The sequence below is a fragment of the Streptomyces sp. NPDC044003 genome (assembly GCF_056435185.1).
Genome location: NZ_JBWKFA010000007.1, coordinates 210,068 through 226,033, shown reverse-complemented (window position 1 = coordinate 226,033; position 15,966 = coordinate 210,068). Strand labels below are relative to the sequence as shown.

Here is a 15,966-nt window from a genome sequence, read left to right as displayed (position 1 = left end):
ACGGGCAGCAGGGCACGGACCCGGCGCCACGCTCCGGCCACGGGCTTGGTCTTGGTCACCGGCCCACACCCGCGCCGGTCTCGCTCCTGGGCTCGCTTCTGGGCTCGCTCCCGCTCCCGCTCCCGAGGAGTTCGGCGAGGAGCTGCCCCTGGCCGGCGAGCATCTCGGTGAGGATCCGCCGGGCGGCCTGCATCAGCTGGGCCACGTCACCGCCCGCAAGCGTGTAGACGACGGTCGAACCCTCACGGGTGGACGTCACGATCCCGGACCGGCGCAGCACGGCGAGCTGCTGGGAAAGCGCCGAGGGCTCCACCTCGATCCGCGCGAGCAGCTCGCGTACGGGCATCGGCCCGTCCTGGAGCAGTTCGAGGACCCGGATGCGGACCGGGTGGCCCAGCATCCGGAAGAACTCGGCCTTGGCCTGGTACAGCGGGACCGGCACGGGCTCTCCTCCGGCGAGGTGGGCGGGGTGCTGCGCCCGCGGCTACCTGCGGGCGCAGCGGGACCAGGATGTATGTAATTGCAGAATTATGCAATTCACGGATTTCGCAGCCCTGGGGCTGAGCCGCGCCAAGGGGTGGTCCTGGCCGGGATGCAGGTCACTCGGCCCGGGATGCCGGTCAGTCGCCCCAGGAGAGGCTCCGGTCCGCGAACTTCGAGAGAAGGGCGTGGTACCTCTCGGGCCGTGACGTGAAGTCGACCCATGCGGCCAGTCCGGCGGGATCGGCGTCCGGCCCGCGCAGCAGGTCGACGGAGGCCTGCGCGAACGACTGGGCGAGACCGTCCCGCTCGGCGCGGTCCAGCAGCCGGCGCAGTTCGGCGAGGGCGGCCCTGGCGCGCCGGATCCGGCCCGGACCCGCGGTCAGCATGGGTCCGAACCGGACGGCCGGTGCCGCCTCGGCGAGCAGGGTGTCCAGGCGCGCGGCCACGGCCGCTCCGCGCTCCGCCGCTCCCTTCGCCCGCGGCCCGGCCTCCACCAGGACCCTGAGGGCGCCGAGCACCGCCGCGGTGCCCGCCTCCGGCCCGTCCGCCTCGATCCGTACCGTCACGGACCTGGCCCGTTCCTGGGCGAGCCTCCGCGCGGCGGCGACCGCCGACCGCGCGACGCGCCGGTTCACCCCGGCGTGTTCGAGGCCCCACTCCTGGGCGTCGAGCACGTCCCGGACGGTGTGCACGCCGTGCTCGGCCAGCTCGCCGGCGGGGAAGGCCCTGCCGGCCACCCGCTTGAGCCGGGTGACCGGCATCAGGGCCAGTTCCGCGTCCACGAGGGCCCGGTGCGAAGGGGCCCACGCCGTACGGACCGCGTCCACGGCCTGCCGGTAGTCCCGGGCCACGAGGGCGGCGGTCTCCCTCAGCAGAGTCGCCCGGCGGAAGACCCGGCGGTGGCCGGGAGTCACCAGTGCGGCGACGTCCCTCATCAGCTCCGCCCCACGGCCGGGGCGCCGATGCAGGCCGCCCGGCCGGAGCCGTGCACGCATCACCCCGCCGGCGAGGCCACCGCCCGCGAGGAGGAACCCGCCCGTCCCGAGTCCGTCGGCGAGTGCGGCAAGGGCGCCGCCGGGAGGGTCCGGCACGACCGTGTACAGGACGACGGAGCACCCCATCAGGATCAGACCGAGCGTCACCACCCAGCGGAACAACGGCACATGCCTCATCCGGGGTCCCCCCTTGCCTCTCGCCGAGCACGCGTGCGCGCTCAGCGTCCGCCGCGGGAAGACCGTTCATCCAGGGCGGAACCGGGCAACCGCACGGGCCCCGCGCCTTCCCGGCCCCGGCAACGCCGGGCGGCCGTCGCCGAGGTGACCGGGCGCGCCGGCGGGCGCCGCCGGCTCTTCCGCGCTCCCCCGGCCTGTCGCACGGGTTCGCTCGGCACGACGACGCGGCGTACGCGACCTCAGGGCGCCTTCGGGGCCGTGAAGGTGACGTCGGCGGCCGGGACGGTCGTCTCCGCGTCGCTGCCGAGGGCGTACGCCGCGACGCGGGAGACGGTCACGGCCGGTACGGCCTCGCTGATGCCCGGCGCCGCCGGGATGTCCTGGGTGGCGTGCGCGTCGTGCGGGACGACCACCCGGTAGCCGAGCGCCAGGGCCGTACGGGCCGTGGCCTGCACACACATCTCCGACATCACGCCGCAGACGGCGACCGCCCGCACCCCCGCGTCACCCAGCACCGCGCCGAGGGCGGTCTCCTGGAAGCCGTCGTCGTGGGGCTTGCGGATCACCACCTCGGTGAGGCCGGGCCGCACCGGGTGGTGGAGTTCCCAGCCGGGCGTGTGCGGTTCGTCCTCGGCGCCGGGCGGCCCGTCGTTCTGCAGGTGGGCGATGAACGCCCCGTCCCGCCGGGCCCGGGCGATCAGGTCGGTCGTCCGGTCGACGAGCCGTTCGGCGGCGGGCACGGCCCCGTCGCCGGTGACGAAGGCCGACTGCACGTCGACGACGATCAGGGCATCCACGGGCAGCGCGCGCTGGGTCATCCGGTCATCATCACGCTCACCGGCCGTGCCCGCCACGGGATTTCACCCGAGCCCGCGCCACGGACCTGCGGGTATCCTCACGGGCCAGGGAAAGTGGGGGAGGTCCGCATGAGCGAGTCGACGACGTCCGAGTGGTGGGCACTGCTGCCGGAGGGCATCCGCGCCGAGGTCGACGGGTACGTCCTCCAGGACGCCCGGCTCCGCGCGGTGCGCGTCGTCCTGGACACCTGCCGGAGCCGTGGTCTGGGACTCCACGACGCGGAGAGGGTGGTCCACGACCGGTATCTCCACCACGGCGACCGGATCGCGCGCACCCCGCTGAGCCCCCTCGACCTGGAGTCGCTGGCCGCACGGGCCTCCGGCTGCCCGGGGCCCGTGGTCGCGGTCGAGGCGATCTGGGACGGCGACACCGTCCACGACTGGTTCGTGATCCTCCTCGCGATCACCGCCGAGCCCCCGGGCGAGCGTTCTCTCGCGACGATCTACCGGGAGACGGCCGTACGGTACCTGGGCGACGCGCGGGACGAGAAGGCGCTCCACCCGCAGGCCACGGCCGCCGGCCTGGCCGGCCGGGCGCTGGCCGAACACCTCGCCGTTCCCTTCCACTTCGCGAGCCCGAACACCCCCGACGACGAGGCGCCGCGCTGGCGGCCGTGAGCCGCGGGGCGGGCCGCCGAATTCGTTTGCGGGCGGCAAGTCCGGTCCGATAGGAAGCCTGCATGCTGAGAGGTACGACGATCGGGCTCAGGGCCCGGCACGAGGACGACATCCCGATCCTGCGGACCGAGCTCTACGACGACGTGGTCAACGGCTCGCGGGCCGAGGCCGCGCCGTGGCGGCCGATCACACCGGGCTCGAAGGACCCGCGCCTCGTGGTGGACGACACGAACGAGCGGAACGTCTCCTTCTCCGTCGTGGAGTTGGAGGGCGGCACACTGATCGGCAGCGCGAACCTCTGGGGCATCGACAACCACAGCCGGTCCGCGCACATCGGCCTGGGCCTCCTTCCGTCCGCCCGCGGCAAGGGCTACGGCACCGACGCGGTCGCGGTCCTCTCCCACTACGGCTTCGTCGTGCGCGGCCTGCAGCGGCTGCAGATCGAGACGCTCGCGGACAACCACGCGATGCTGCGCTCGGCCGAGCGCAACGGCTTCGTGCGCGAGGGCGTGCTGCGGTCCTCGGCCTGGGTCCTCGGCGAGTTCCTCGACGAGGTCCTGCTCGGCCAGCTCGCCCACGAGTGGAAGTCCGGCCGGTCCTAGAGCACCGCGCCCGCGGACCGGTGGACCTCAGCAGACCCTAGAGCGCCGTGCTCTCGGACCGGTGGACCTCCGCAGGCCCCAGAGCACCGCGCCCTCGGACCGGTGGACCTCAGCAGACCCTAGAGCGTCACGCCCTCGGACCGGTGCGGGTCCGACCGGTCCTCGGCCTCCGCGGCCTCGCCCCGCCGGACGGCTCGGGCGAGCAGCCAGTGGCCCGAGACGCCCGTGGCGAGGAGGCCAAAGACCAGGGTGACGAGGGCGGCTCCGGGGCCCGAGGCCCAGTCGACCGCGCTGCCACGGGCGGCGAGGACCACGGCGAGGGCCAGGGCCACCGCGGGGACGGCCTTGAGCGCGGGACGGATACGGGCCAGGTCGTCCTCCACCAGGGAGCCGAGGACGCCGACGCCGAGCGCGAGCGCCCACACGCCGAGGCCCTGCGCGTCGGCGCGGTTCACCGTCCACGGGAGCAGGGCGCCCCAGAAGGCAGGGAAGAACAGCAGGCCCGCGCCGATGCCGAGCCATCCCGAGCCGACCACGGCGAGCGGCGGCTTCGACCAGGCGGGCAGCGGAGCGACCGGACGTCGGCCGGCCGCCCCGTCGCCGGCGGGCCGTCTGCGGTACTGCGCCGCAAGGCAGCCCAGCGCGGCGAGGGCGAGGACGCCGAGGGTGGCGACCCAGCCGAGGCTGAACAGGGCGAGGAACAGCGGGCCGCCGCGTACGGCCTGGAGGCTTCCGGCGTTCAGCAGGGTCACCGTGAAGAGACCGACGAGGACGATCGCGAGCGGCAGCACCAGGCACCGGACCTCCTCCCAGACGCGGGCCCGGCCGACCGTGAACAGCGCGGGCGCCACGCCCGCCATGGCCGCCCCGACGAGACCGGGGCTGAGCGCCTCGGGCGACACCCAGGCGCCCGCCGCGTGCCCGGTCACGCTCGCCACGGCGAGCAGGGTGCCGACGGTGGCGCTGATGCCTCCGACGACACCGCTCAGGACCACGACGGCGGGCGAGAGTGCGCGGCCGGTACCGATGGCCGTCTCCTGCGGAACGACGCTCATCCCTGGTCTCCTTCCCGAGCGGTGCCCGCCGTGACCGGGGCCTTCGCCGGAGCCGTCGGCAGGTCCGCGAACTCCCGCTGCCGCTTGAGGACTTCCCGTGCGTACAGGATCCGCAGGCTCACCACGGTGACGGCCGCGTAGGCGAGCATGCCGCAGCCGATGCCGACGCCCGCGACGAGCGCCGTGATCCGGTCGAGGCCCAGGGTCCGTTCCAGTACGGGCACGGTCACCGCCGAGAAGGCGGGGGCCAGGCAGAGGGCGGCGAGGTGCAGCGACCACTCCTCACGCGCCCAGTCCGCGCCCCGGGAGCCGGCGCGGGCCGCCCGGACGGCGATGACCGCGTACGTGACGGCGTACGGGACGAGGTACGCGAGGAGCAGTCGCCGCCCGGCGGTTCCCTCGTCGAGGAACGCCACCGTGATCCACACCAGGCCCGCGCCGCCGGCGAGATGGGCGGCCACCCGCACCGGCAGCGGGCACCAGGTGCCGGTCAGTCCGGGGACGGTGGCACGCCGGTCGAGGGCGCGGGAGGCGAGCAGCGCACCGAAGGAGACGAGCGCACCGAGGTGCATGATCGCGACGCGGTTGATGTCGCGCAGGTCGAGCCCGGGGTAGAGCGAGGGCAGGAGTCCCCATTCGAGCCGCAGCAGCGGAGCGGTCATCAGGAAGCCGTAACAGAGCAGCAGCCAGCGCTGGTGGAGGTCGGGGAAGCCGCGGACGGCGGCGAGGATCCCGAAGGTCACGCTGCCGACGGTGCCGACCAGGATCGTGGCGAGGACGATCCAGAACGCGGCCCCGCTGAAGGCCTCCGCCGGCGGAGTGCGCACCAGGTAGAGGGCGGCGCCCGCCATCGACACGTACACCGTGACGGCGAAGACGGTCCCGGTGATCCGGTGGAGCCGGATGCGGCGCCGGACCGCGGAGAGCAGCTGCACGGGGCCGAGGAGCATGAGGAGGCCGCCCAGGACCGAGTGCACGATCAGGGGGACGAGGCTGCGTCCGTACGGTCCCATCCGGTCGCGCACGGCCTCGGCGACGAACTCCGGGGAGACGGACCGGCCGAGCAGCCACTCGCCGACGGCGGGGGCTCCCGGGCGCGCGTACGGCCAGAGTTCGGTCATGGCGATCGGCGCGTACGCCAGGCAGACCACGGTCACCGCGAGGGTGGCCGCCCTCCCCCACCCCCAACTCGTGCCGGTCGTACGCGCCATGGCGGTTCCCCCTTCACCGATAGTCCTGTCTGGACTATGGAGGAAGGTAGGGCGAGTGACGACCGGGGTCAACCGGTCGGTAACAAGCTGTCGTCGGCGGGATCAGGGCTCGCGGCTCTCCACCCACTGCCAGAAATCGACCATCATCCGCTCATAGCGGATGCCGAACTCCAGCGCCTCGCGCTGCCCGCGCGTCAGCAACTCGCCCACCTCGTCCGCCAGTCCCTCGTACTCCTCCAGGGTCGTGCGGTGCTCGTCGATCTGGACGGGGGCGTGGACGCGGGGGCTCGCGCCGAACCACAGCTTGAGGATGCCCCGCTCACGGGCCTCCACCGGGACGAAGGCGGGATCGGCCAGCCAGCCGCGCAGCGCCGCCGCGCCCTCCTCCGTGAGGCTCATCAGCCGCCGGTTGCGGCCGCCCGGCTGCCGCACCTCCGAGAGCAGCCCCGCCTCCAGGAGCCGGTCGCACTGCGCGTACACCTGCGCGTGCGGCATGGACCAGAACGGAGCCACCGTCCGCGCGGCCTCCACTTTGACGTCGTACGGACTGGCCTCGCCCAGTTTGTCGATGATGCCGAGCACGAGGAAGGAGGGCGTGGTCAACCGGACTTCAGACATGCGGCGACGGTATCGCGGCGGGCCGACGGAACGCCCGGAGAGGCGGGCCGACGGGACGCCTGGGGAGGCGGGTCGGTGGGGACGGCCGTGGAGGCGGACCGGTGGGGGCGGCCGTGGAGGCGGACCGGTGGGGGCGGACCGGTGGGGGGCGGCCGGGGAGACGGGCCGGTGGGGGGTGGCCGGGAAGACGGGCCGGTGGGGGCGGGCCGGGAAGACGCCCCGATCCCGGTCCGGGGAGGCGGGCGCCCCACCGAGCCCTCGGCTCCTACTCCGCCCGCAACGCCCGTGCCGTGGACGTGCGGGCCGCCCAGCCCGCCGGGAGCAGGGCACCGGCCGTCGCGATCACCACGCCCGCCGTCGCGAGGAGCACGAGCAGCGGTGTGCCGTACACGTCGATGTCGGCCGGCGGGATCGTGGTGCCGACCGCGCGGCCCATCGCCGGCATCACCCGGGCGTGGAGGGCCACGCCGATCGGCACGCCGACGAGGCCCGACACGAGGCCGATGGTGCCGACGGAGGTGAGGACCTGCGCGACCGTCTGCCGCGGGCTCATCCCCAGGGCCTTGAAGACGCCCAGGTCACGGACGCGGTCGCGGGTGTCGAGGACGACCGTGTTCAGCACGCCGAGGCAGGCGACGACGACCAGCATCAGGGTGAGCATGACGATCAGGGCCTGCATCGCCCGGATGACGCTGGACTTGCTTCCCTCGGTGAGGGCGGCCTCCGCCCGGAGCGGTTGCACGGCGGCATCGAGGCGCTTCGCGTAGCCTGCCGCGTCCGTGCCCGCGGTGACGGTCACGGCGAAGTCTGCGGGCTGGTAGCGGGCGTGCAGCGCGGCGACGGAGGCAGCCCCTGTGCGCAGGGTCATGCCGTCGTCGCCCAGGTCGAAGATCTCGCCGACGATCCGGACCCGTACCGTGCGGCCCTGTTCGGAGAGGGTGATCGTGTCCCCGACGCGGACCCCGGTGGTGCGCAGGAACCGGGTCGCCGCGACGGCCTCCCCGGTGGCCGCGAACCAGCGGCCGGAGACCATCGTGTGGCGGCTGCCGGCCGTGTCCCCCTCGTACGCGACGAGAGGGGCACCTCCCTTGAGTCCGGCCACGTCCAGCTGGGTGCGGGCCGTCCGGTACGCCGAGTCCGTCCCCGGGAGCGCGGCGATCGCCACCGCCACGGCGGCCGGATCGGCGGGCTCGCCCGGCAGAGGCATCGGACCGCCGGGGTTCCCGTGCGGCAGGGAGACCGTGTGGACGGTGACGTCGCCGCCCCGGTCCGGGTCGCCGTCGGCCTTGACGGCGACGAGCGTGCTGCCGAGTCCCACGGCGAAGGTCACCGCGAGGGCTCCGAAGGTGACCGCCGCGGCCGTGCTCGCCGCCCGAGCGGGGCGAGCGAAGGGCGCGGCGAGTCCCAGGGTGACCGGCCGGGGCAGCGGGAGGCGCCCGAACAGGCCGCGGATCCGGCGGCCCCGGCCGCCGCCGGTGGCGGGGCCGACGCGGAGGACCGCCGCGGTCGGCAGCCGGGCCGCGCGCAGGGCGGGCCCGAAGGCGGTGGCGGCCACGAGGACGAGGGCGCCGGCCGGGACGACGAGGTCCACCCATGCGGGGATGAGGACCTCGGTCGTCCCGTACACCTCGGCGACCTCCGCCATGAGGGGGACGGCGAGCGCGTTCCCGAGGGCGACGCCGAGCACGGCCCCGACGACGCCCGGGATCAGCGCCTGCGCCACGTACGCGCGTCCCACCTGGAACGGGGTGAAGCCGAGGGACTTGAGGATCCCGATGCGGCGGGTCGCGGCGCCGACGGCTCCGCTCACCACGATGCCGATCACCAGGACCGACATCGCGAGCCCGAGGAGCGCGAAGGCGGTGACGAAGGGCACGAAGGCGGCCGTGTTCTCGCTCGCGGTCTCGCGTACGTCGAGGTACGAGCGGGTGCCGGTGACCGCCCCGGCCGGTACGGCGGAGGTGACGGCCTGCTGTCCGGCCGTCACCTCGGCGGCGGTGTCGGCGGCGGTGAGCCGGTAGAGCATCTGGAGCGCGGGCGGCCGTCCACCCGCGAGCGCCGTGAGCTGCTCGGGTACGACCCAGGCGTCGGCGCTCTCGCCGACCGACTCGGCGATGCCGACCACCGTGAGGGTGACGCCGCCGGCGGTCAGCCGGGCCCCCGGGCCCGAGCTCGGCGGTTCGGATCCCCGCTCCAGGACGATCTCGCCGGGAGCCGTCGCCCACCGGCCCTCCGTCAGGGTCACCGCGTCCACGGGCCCGGCGGCGGATGCCCGGCCGACGACCGTCAGCGGCGGCGGTGCGAACCCGGGCGGGGCCGCCCGGTCCGCGCTCAGGCGCAGGGAGGTGACGGCGAAGGGACCCGAGACCGCGGCCACCCCGGACGCGCGGGCGGTGGCGGCGAGCCGCTCCGGGGTGACGGCCGCGCCGTCGAACCGCACGGTCAGATGGGCGCCGTGCTGCCGGTCGAAGGCCCGGTCGAAGGGCGCGCCCGAGGCGACGAGGAGGCCGAGCGCCAGGACGGCGGAGGCGACGGAGAGCAGCGTGGTCAGGACCATCACGGCGGTCTGCGTACGGCGCCGTCCGACCCCGGCGCGCACGACACGACCGAGGGCCCCACCACTCCCGCTGACATGCGTGCTCATCGGGCCACCGCCGTGACGTCACGGGCGATGCGTCCGTCGACGAGTTCGATCGTGCGCGTGGCGCAGGCCTCGGCGAGCGCGAGGTCGTGGGTGACGAGGACGATCGTCTGGCCCTCGGCGTTCAGTTCGCGCAGGAGGTCGCGGACGTCCGCGCCGGACGCGGTGTCCAGGGCCCCCGTCGGCTCGTCGGCGAGGAGCAGCGGCGGACGGTTCATCAGGGCGCGGGCGACGGCGACGCGCTGCCGCTCGCCGCCGGAGAGACGGCCGGGGTGCACGCGCGCGTGGCGGGCGACGCCGAGCTGGTCGAGGAGTTCGGCGGCACGGGCCGCCGCCCGGCCGCGCGGCATGCCGGCGAGCTGGGCGGGGAGCAGCACGTTGTCGAGGACGGTGAGGTCGTCGAGGAGGTTGAAGAACTGGAAGACCATGCCGATGCGGCCGCGCCGGTAGCGGGCGGACGCCGTCTCGCTCAGCGCGTCGACGCGCAGCCCGTCCACGGTCACCCGGCCGGTGCTCGGCCGGTCGAGGCCGGCGAGGAGGTTGAGCAGGGTCGACTTGCCGCTACCGGAGGGACCGAGCACGGCGAGCGACTCCCCTCGCGCCACCCGCACGTTCAGCCCCGCGAGCGCGGCCGGCCCGTCGTCGTAGGTCCTGCCCACCTCGCTCAGGTCGATCAAAGGCTCTGCTTGGGTCATGGGGCCCTCCAGGGCTGGGAAGCAAGCGGGATCGCAGCGACGCTAGGAGCGGCCCGCCCCAGGGCGCGTCGGCCGCGGTGGCGAAGATCCGTACCGTGTGCGGCGGAGGCGTGCGCGGGTCATCCGCGCGATGTACGCCTCGGGGACGGCGCCCTGGTCCCCCGGGCCGATTCGCCCCGGCACCCCCGCTTGGCACACTGCACCGGTGAGCAGGTACGAGGAACTCATGGGCCGGGTGCGCGGGTCGCGGACCATCGGCGCGCCGCCCCCGCTGTCCCGCTGGGCATGGCTGGCCGACGGGCTGCTCGCCCTGTCGCTCACGGTCGCCACGCTCGTCGGGAACATGAACCGTTCGTACGTGGAGCTCCGGCCCGACCTGGCCGGGAGCAAGACGCGGGTGCCCGGGCAGCTCCCGACCCCGCCCGCGCCCCCGGACGTACCGGGAGGTCCGGAGGGGCCGCGCCCGGTGCCCGCCGTGGAGCATCTGCTGCCGCCGGTGGAGGCCTGGGAGCTGGCGGCGGCGCTGCTGACCGCGCTGCCGCTGGTGCTGCGGCGCCGCTACCCGCTGGCCGTCTACTGGCTGGTGACGACCGCCGCGGTGGTCCTGCACCTGGGGGACGCGGCGGACGACGCCACCCGGATCACCTTCGCCTCGGGGCTCGTCGCGGCCTACAGCGCGGCGATGTACAGCCCGCACCGCAAGTCGGTGGCGGCCTCGCTCCTGGCCGGCGCCCTGCTCTACGCGGTCTTCCCACTGGTCCCGGCCGTCGACAGCGACCTCGTGCCCGTCCTCGTCCTCCTCCCGCTCGCGCTCGCCTCGCACGGCGTCCACCTCTGGCGGCAGCGGGAGCGGGTGCTGCGGGAGGAACAGGAGGCGGAGCTGCGCCGGGCGGTGGAGGCGGAGCGGTCCCGGATCGCCCGGGAGCTGCACGACGTGGTCACCCACAACGTCAGCATGATGACGATTCAGGCCGGCGCGGCGCGCACGGTCCTGGACGCCTCGCCCGAGCTGGCCCGGGAGGCGATGCTCGCGGTGGAGGCGGCCGGGCGGACGGCGATGTCGGAGCTGCGGCACGTGATGGGGCTCCTCACGATGGCCGCGGACGGTCCCGATCCGGCCGCCGACGTGGCGCTCGCCCCGCAGCCGGGCCTGGACCGGCTGACGGAGCTGACGGAGCGGGTGCGCTCCTCGGGGGTGCCGGTGGAGGTCGCGGTACGGGGTGTCCCGGTCGAGCTGCCGGCCGGGGTGGATCTCGCCGCCTACCGGGTGGTGCAGGAGGCGCTGACGAACGCGGTGAAGCACGCGGCGGGCGCGCGGGTGTCGGTGACGGTGGAGTACGGGGCGGACCGGCTGCGCGTGGAGGTGTCCGACACGGGCGGGCGCCGGCTGCGGACAGCGGAGCCGGGCGGCGGCCACGGGCTGCTCGGACTGCGGGAACGGCTCGCGGTGTACGGCGGTACGCTCGACGCGGGCAGCCGCCCGCACGGCGGTTACCGGGTCCGTGCGGTGATTCCGTGGGAGGTTCCGTGACCGTGGCCGACGCTCCGCGCGTGGTGATCGTCGACGACCAGGCGCTGGTGCGGACCGGTTTCCGGATGATCCTCGCCGCCGACGGCATCGACGTGGTCGCGGAGGCCGCCGACGGCGAAGCGGCCGTGGCGGAGGTCCGCAGGACCCGACCGGACGTGGTCCTGATGGACATCCGGATGCCCGGTACGGACGGCCTGGAGGCCACGCGCCGCATCCTCGCCGACGAGACGGCGACGTCCCCGAGGGTCGTGGTCCTCACCACCTACGACCTCGACCAGTACGTGTACGCGGCGCTCGCGGCGGGCGCGAGCGGCTTCCTGCTCAAGGACGTCACCCCCGAGCACCTGACGGCGGCGGTCCGGCTCGTCCGCTCCGGGGACGCCCTGCTCGCCCCGGCGATCACGCGGCGCCTCGTGGAACGCTTCGCCACGTCGGGTACCGGGGCGGGGGCCCGTACGACCGCCCCGCACCGCGAACTGGCCACGCTCACGCCGCGCGAGCTGGAGGTCCTGGAGGCCCTGGCACGCGGCCACACCAACGCCGAACTGGCCGCACGCTTCCGGCTGAGCGAGGCGACGGTGAAGACCCACGTCGCCCGCATCCTCCAGAAGCTCCGGCTGCGCGACCGGGCCCAGGCGGTGATCGCCGCCTACGAGACGGGTCTCGTCACCCCGGGCTCGACCGGAAGCGCGACGGGCGGGGCCGACAGCCCGACCGGGGCGGCCTGACCCACCGAGGCCGGCCGCCCCACCGGCGCCGACTGACCCACCGGAGCCGGCTGACCCACCGGGGCCGGCCGCCCGATCGCATCCGGCTGATCGAGGAGATCCGGTGGTCCCGCCTCGGGCCGGAGGACGTCGCTCAGCGCGGTCAGCCGGATGAGCCGCAGAATCCACGGCTGGTCGCAGACGAGCCGCCAGCGCGCACCGCGCCGGTGCATGCGCCCGGCGCAGTGGGCGAGGAGTCCGAGCCCGGTGGCATCGCAGAAGGTGAGGCGCCGGATGTCGACGGTCAGGGCGTCGGACTCCCGGACGAGGGCGTCGAGCTCGGGCCGCAGGTGCCGCACCAGGACGAGGTCCAGCTCGCCCCGCAGGGCGGCGACCGTGAGACCGCCGGTCGAGCGGACGACGAGGTACGGGTCATGACGGGGGATCAGGTGCATCTGGCGCTCCACAGGGTGGCTCCATGTGTCACGTCGAGCGTGGCCGCCCCACTGAGGGGAGGGACGTTTCGCCTCGTCCGCTGTCACCTGAATCGGTGAACATCCGACCCTGTTTCTCCCGTTCGGGCGCACGTGAGCCGGATGTGTGTACGAACCGTCGGCCCCTGCGTACGCGCGCGCGTGCGCCCAGGCCGTGGCGGGGTGCGAGCAGCCAGACCAGGGCGAAGAACCCGGTCAGGACGACCACGACCGAGCCGCCGGCCGCCAGGTCGTACGTATAGCTCAGGTACAGCCCGGCGAGGCTGCCCGCGCAGCCGAAGGCCGAGGCCAGCAGGGTCATCGCCCACAGCCGCTCGGTGAGCAGCCGGGCCGTGGCGGCGGGGGTGATGAGGAGCGCGAGGACCAGGACGTTCCCCACGGCCTCCAGGGACATCACGATGGTGGCCGTCACGACGACGTACAGGGTCAGGTCGAGCGGCAGGACCGGAAGCCCCGAGGCCCGGGCCGTCTCGCGGTCGAGGCTGACCGCGACCAGCTCCTTCCGGAGGGCGAGGACGACGGCCACCAGGACCGTCCCGATGGCGGCCACCCGCCACAGGTCCGCCGCGTCCACGGCCAGGACCTGCCCGAACAGGAACGACGACAGGTCCGTCGTCCAGCTGTCGCGGGTCGAGACGAGGACGATGCCGAGCCCGAAGGCGAAGGCGAAGAAGACCCCGATGACGGTGTCCTCCTTGAGGCGCCGGTTCTGCGAGACGAAGGCGATGAGCACCGCCGTCGTGACGCCGGCCGCCGCGCCGCCGAGCAGCAGGTTGCCCTCGAAGGCGTACGCGAGCGCCACCCCCGGGAAGGCGGAATGGGCGACGGCGTCACCGATGAAGGCCATGCCCCGCAGCACGACGTACACGCCGACGACCCCGCAGACGAGGCCGACGATCGCGGCGACGGCGAAGGCCCGCCGCATGAACGGCAGTGCCCACGGCTCGGCGAGGAGAGCGAGAAGGTCGTTCATGCCGCTTCCTCGATCCGTTCGGTCCGGTCCAGGCCGAAGGCCCGCAGCATCTGTCCCGCGTCCGCGAGGAGTTCGGGTCCTCCCTCCGCGACGAGGCTCCGGTTCAGGAGCAGCACCCGGGTGCAGGTCCGGGCGGCGGCCGCCAGGTCGTGGGTGGTCATGAGCAGCCCTCTGCCTTCCGCCGCGAGCCGGCCGAACAGCTCGTTGAGCAGGTCCTGGGTCGGGACGTCGACGCCCGTGAACGGCTCGTCCAGGAGCAGCAGCCGGGGCTCGGCGGCGAGGGCGCGCGCCACCAGGACGCGCTGACGCTGACCGCCGGACAGCTCGCCGATCGGCCGGCGGCGCAGCGCGGTGAGACCGGCCCGCTCCAGGGCCTCGTCGGCCGCCGCGCGGTCGCGCGCCCGGGGCCGGCGCAGCCAGCCGACCGTACGGGTACGCCCGCTGAGCACGGCCCCGGCGACGTCGATCGGGAAGTCCCAGGCGAACTCGTGCCGTTGGGGTACGTAGCCGACCGGGCCTCTGGCGTCGACCGCTCCCGACGACGGGGCGACGAGCCCGAGGACGGCGCGGAGAAGTGTGGTCTTGCCCGCGCCGTTCGGGCCCAGCAGCCCGACGAGTTCCCCGCCGGACACGGCCAGCGAGACGTCCGCGACCGCCGTCCGGCCGCCGAGCGCGACGGAGAGGGAACGGACCCGCAGCAGCTCGTGTCGGTCGTCGCTCATGCGCCGCGCCTCCGCCGGGCGACGAGTACGGCACCGGCGCCGACGACGGCGAGCGCGGCGGCCGTTCCCGCGAGCAGCACGGTGGACTCGGCGCCGGTGGCGGCCATGGAGCCACGGGGGGAGGTGTTGCCGGGGTTGCCGGTGTTGCCGGTGTTGCCCGTGGCACTAGTACTGCCCGTGGTGCCCGTGGCGCTGCCGCCGGTCGTCGCCCCTCCCGTACTGGAGCCGCCCGTGGCCGAGCCGCCCGAGGAGGCACTGGAGCCTGAAGCCGTCCCCGTACTCGTCCCCGTACTCGTACCGGAGGCGGGGCTGCCCCCGGTCGATCCGCCCGTCGAGCCCCCGCCCGAACCGCCCGAGCCCACCTCGAAGGTGAACGTCTCGGTGTCGCTCGCCCTCCTCCCGTCCGCGAGGAGGCCTGACATCGTGAGGGTCAGCCGGTACGTGCCTTCGGCGCCGAAGGCCCAGCCGCCGTGCGCGTGCGTGTTCTGCGGGACGCCGAAGGTGTCGGGCACCCCGTCCGCACTGGCGAAACGGACGGTCGCGCCGGAGAGGCCGTCGTAGGTGAAGAGCGCGAACGGGCCCGGCCCTTCGGCCTTCACCAGGGAGAACGCGATCTCGCCCCGCGTGGCGCCCGCCGCCATGTTGTCCGTGGACCAGCCGGGCCAGAGCAACCCCGGTCGCTGGACCTGGTCGAGCAGCCACACCGGCTCTCCGGCCTTCCCCAGGAAGGCGAAGTCCGGGTTGGCCGGAACGGCCCGGCGGGCCTCCGGCTTGACCCGGAGCACCAGAGAGGAGGGCTCGCGCCAGACGGTCCGGCCGGGCACCGCACCGTCCTTGACCTGGATCTGGATCCTGCCGTCCACCACGCGCGCGGCGATGTCGACGTGGCCCTCGTCGAGGACCGTACGCGCCGTCTCGGCCTTCTGCAGGGGGACGACGGACTGGGCCTGGGGAGCGGCCGACTGGGCGACGGAGGCCCGGGGCTCGGTCCTCTCGGGCACCTCGACAGGTACGGAAGCGGCGCCCCCGACCCGTACGGTGAACCCGGCCGTGGCGACCTCGGCGGGGTCGGCCTCGGCAGGGTCGGCCTCGGCAGGGTCGGCCTCCGCCGCGAGCGCGATCCGGTAGACGCCCGGGGCGGAGAAGGCCCAGCGGCTCTCGCCCCGGCCGCCCGCCTGCAGCTCGGACGCGTCCGGGAGCCCGTCGCCGCTGTCGAACCACGCCCCGGACGCATCGCCCTCCGCCCCGTACACCGTCACCGTGCCAGGCCCTTCCGCCTCGGTCAGGGACCAGCGCACCGAGCCGCCCTCCGGGAGGGCCGTGGTGTCCCACGGAGTCCTGAACTCCCAGCGGACCATGCCGTCCTCCCCCGTGACCCGGTGGGAGTCGTCGAGATCGAGTACACCGTCCCTCCCGAGCCCGAGCACGCCGTCGACCCAGCCCGGCCCGTCCGGACCCGGTGTCACGGGTACGGGTACGGGTGCGGGTGCGCGGTCATCGGCCGGCGGCCCGGCCATCGCCGTACCGCCGAGGGCGAGCGCCCCGGCCGCCGCCAGGGCGACGCTCGTGTTCCGTGCGAGCCGCATC

16 protein-coding genes are annotated in these 15,966 nt (G+C 74.7%); 4 read left to right on the top strand and 12 right to left on the bottom strand.

Going from position 1 to position 15,966, the window contains the following annotated elements; all coding sequences use genetic code 11:
• Positions 1–55: 55 nt before the first annotated feature.
• From AC07AW_RS27145 to AC07AW_RS27135, 3 genes are all read right to left on the bottom strand, one after another.
• Positions 56–442, bottom strand: coding sequence for an ArsR/SmtB family transcription factor (locus AC07AW_RS27145; protein WP_478818063.1), 387 nt, complete (start codon positions 440–442; stop codon positions 56–58).
• A gap of 178 nt (positions 443–620) precedes the next feature.
• A complete protein-coding gene (locus AC07AW_RS27140) occupies positions 621–1,655 on the bottom strand; it encodes a hypothetical protein (RefSeq protein WP_478818062.1) in 1,035 nt (344 codons plus the stop codon).
• Between the two features lie 239 nt (positions 1,656–1,894).
• Positions 1,895–2,473, bottom strand: a complete 579-nt coding sequence (locus AC07AW_RS27135) for an isochorismatase family protein (protein ID WP_478818061.1) — start codon at positions 2,471–2,473, stop codon at positions 1,895–1,897.
• 108 nt (positions 2,474–2,581) lie between these two features.
• Here AC07AW_RS27135 and AC07AW_RS27130 point away from each other — a divergent pair, with 108 nt between their 5' ends.
• Both AC07AW_RS27130 and AC07AW_RS27125 read left to right on the top strand, forming a co-directional pair.
• Positions 2,582–3,130, top strand: a complete 549-nt coding sequence (locus AC07AW_RS27130; RefSeq protein WP_478818060.1) for a hypothetical protein — start codon at positions 2,582–2,584, stop codon at positions 3,128–3,130.
• A gap of 62 nt (positions 3,131–3,192) precedes the next feature.
• On the top strand, positions 3,193–3,732 hold the full coding sequence (locus tag AC07AW_RS27125; protein WP_478818059.1) for a GNAT family N-acetyltransferase: 540 nt from the start codon (positions 3,193–3,195) through the stop codon (positions 3,730–3,732).
• A 119-nt stretch (positions 3,733–3,851) separates the two neighbouring features.
• On the opposite strand, the gene AC07AW_RS27120 is transcribed toward AC07AW_RS27125, so the two are convergent.
• The 5 genes from AC07AW_RS27120 to AC07AW_RS27100 form a co-directional block, all read right to left on the bottom strand.
• Entirely contained in the window at positions 3,852–4,787 is a 936-nt protein-coding gene (locus AC07AW_RS27120) for a hypothetical protein (protein WP_478818058.1), read from the bottom strand.
• Positions 4,784–5,998 carry a DUF2306 domain-containing protein gene (locus tag AC07AW_RS27115; RefSeq protein WP_478818057.1) on the bottom strand — a complete coding sequence of 405 codons (1,215 nt, stop codon included), beginning with the start codon at positions 5,996–5,998 and terminating at the stop codon, positions 4,784–4,786. The genes AC07AW_RS27120 and AC07AW_RS27115 overlap by 4 nt, the downstream gene beginning before the upstream one ends.
• Before the next feature lie 102 nt (positions 5,999–6,100).
• Positions 6,101–6,616: a helix-turn-helix transcriptional regulator gene (locus tag AC07AW_RS27110; RefSeq protein ID WP_478818056.1), complete on the bottom strand. Its 516-nt coding sequence runs from the start codon at positions 6,614–6,616 to the stop codon at positions 6,101–6,103.
• A 265-nt stretch (positions 6,617–6,881) separates the two neighbouring features.
• Complete coding sequence (locus AC07AW_RS27105) at positions 6,882–9,260, bottom strand: ABC transporter permease (RefSeq protein ID WP_478818055.1); 2,379 nt, start codon at positions 9,258–9,260, stop codon at positions 6,882–6,884.
• Entirely contained in the window at positions 9,257–9,952 is a 696-nt protein-coding gene (locus tag AC07AW_RS27100) for an ABC transporter ATP-binding protein (RefSeq protein WP_478818054.1), read from the bottom strand. The genes AC07AW_RS27105 and AC07AW_RS27100 overlap by 4 nt, the downstream gene beginning before the upstream one ends.
• 205 nt (positions 9,953–10,157) lie before the next feature.
• Here AC07AW_RS27100 and AC07AW_RS27095 point away from each other — a divergent pair, with 205 nt between their 5' ends.
• Together AC07AW_RS27095 and AC07AW_RS27090 are read left to right on the top strand one after the other, a co-directional pair.
• Positions 10,158–11,483, top strand: a complete 1,326-nt coding sequence (locus AC07AW_RS27095) for a sensor histidine kinase (RefSeq protein ID WP_478818053.1) — start codon at positions 10,158–10,160, stop codon at positions 11,481–11,483.
• 2 nt (positions 11,484–11,485) lie between these two features.
• Positions 11,486–12,211 carry a response regulator gene (locus tag AC07AW_RS27090; RefSeq protein WP_478818262.1) on the top strand — a complete coding sequence of 242 codons (726 nt, stop codon included), beginning with the start codon at positions 11,486–11,488 and terminating at the stop codon, positions 12,209–12,211.
• On the opposite strand, the gene AC07AW_RS27085 is transcribed toward AC07AW_RS27090, so the two are convergent.
• From AC07AW_RS27085 to AC07AW_RS27070, 4 genes are read right to left on the bottom strand one after another with little or no spacing between them, the layout of a single operon-like run.
• The gene (locus tag AC07AW_RS27085; protein ID WP_478818052.1) at positions 12,133–12,645 is read right to left on the bottom strand and encodes an STAS domain-containing protein; all 513 of its coding nucleotides are present in this window, start codon (positions 12,643–12,645) and stop codon (positions 12,133–12,135) included. The genes AC07AW_RS27090 and AC07AW_RS27085 overlap by 79 nt on opposite strands.
• 28 nt (positions 12,646–12,673) lie before the next feature.
• The gene (locus AC07AW_RS27080) at positions 12,674–13,657 is read right to left on the bottom strand and encodes an anchored repeat-type ABC transporter permease subunit (RefSeq protein WP_478818051.1); all 984 of its coding nucleotides are present in this window, start codon (positions 13,655–13,657) and stop codon (positions 12,674–12,676) included.
• Complete coding sequence (locus AC07AW_RS27075; RefSeq protein ID WP_478818050.1) at positions 13,654–14,379, bottom strand: anchored repeat-type ABC transporter ATP-binding subunit; 726 nt, start codon at positions 14,377–14,379, stop codon at positions 13,654–13,656. The genes AC07AW_RS27080 and AC07AW_RS27075 overlap by 4 nt, the downstream gene beginning before the upstream one ends.
• A complete protein-coding gene (locus AC07AW_RS27070) occupies positions 14,376–15,965 on the bottom strand; it encodes a choice-of-anchor M domain-containing protein (RefSeq protein WP_478818049.1) in 1,590 nt (529 codons plus the stop codon). Before AC07AW_RS27070 ends, AC07AW_RS27075 begins: the two co-directional genes overlap by 4 nt.
• Position 15,966: the final 1 nt, after the last annotated feature.

Coding starts and splice junctions, on each gene's coding strand:
- AC07AW_RS27140 (WP_478818062.1), bottom strand. CDS start 1,655: ATGAGGCATGTGCCGTTGTTCCGCTGGGTGGTGACGCTCGGTCTGATC.
- AC07AW_RS27135 (WP_478818061.1), bottom strand. CDS start 2,473: ATGACCCAGCGCGCGCTGCCCGTGGATGCCCTGATCGTCGTCGACGTG.
- AC07AW_RS27130 (WP_478818060.1), top strand. CDS start 2,582: ATGAGCGAGTCGACGACGTCCGAGTGGTGGGCACTGCTGCCGGAGGGC.
- AC07AW_RS27125 (WP_478818059.1), top strand. CDS start 3,193: ATGCTGAGAGGTACGACGATCGGGCTCAGGGCCCGGCACGAGGACGAC.
- AC07AW_RS27120 (WP_478818058.1), bottom strand. CDS start 4,787: ATGAGCGTCGTTCCGCAGGAGACGGCCATCGGTACCGGCCGCGCACTC.
- AC07AW_RS27115 (WP_478818057.1), bottom strand. CDS start 5,998: ATGGCGCGTACGACCGGCACGAGTTGGGGGTGGGGGAGGGCGGCCACC.
- AC07AW_RS27110 (WP_478818056.1), bottom strand. CDS start 6,616: ATGTCTGAAGTCCGGTTGACCACGCCCTCCTTCCTCGTGCTCGGCATC.
- AC07AW_RS27105 (WP_478818055.1), bottom strand. CDS start 9,260: ATGAGCACGCATGTCAGCGGGAGTGGTGGGGCCCTCGGTCGTGTCGTG.
- AC07AW_RS27100 (WP_478818054.1), bottom strand. CDS start 9,952: ATGACCCAAGCAGAGCCTTTGATCGACCTGAGCGAGGTGGGCAGGACC.
- AC07AW_RS27085 (WP_478818052.1), bottom strand. CDS start 12,645: ATGCACCTGATCCCCCGTCATGACCCGTACCTCGTCGTCCGCTCGACC.
- AC07AW_RS27080 (WP_478818051.1), bottom strand. CDS start 13,657: ATGAACGACCTTCTCGCTCTCCTCGCCGAGCCGTGGGCACTGCCGTTC.
- AC07AW_RS27075 (WP_478818050.1), bottom strand. CDS start 14,379: ATGAGCGACGACCGACACGAGCTGCTGCGGGTCCGTTCCCTCTCCGTC.
- AC07AW_RS27070 (WP_478818049.1), bottom strand. CDS start 15,965: ATGCGGCTCGCACGGAACACGAGCGTCGCCCTGGCGGCGGCCGGGGCG.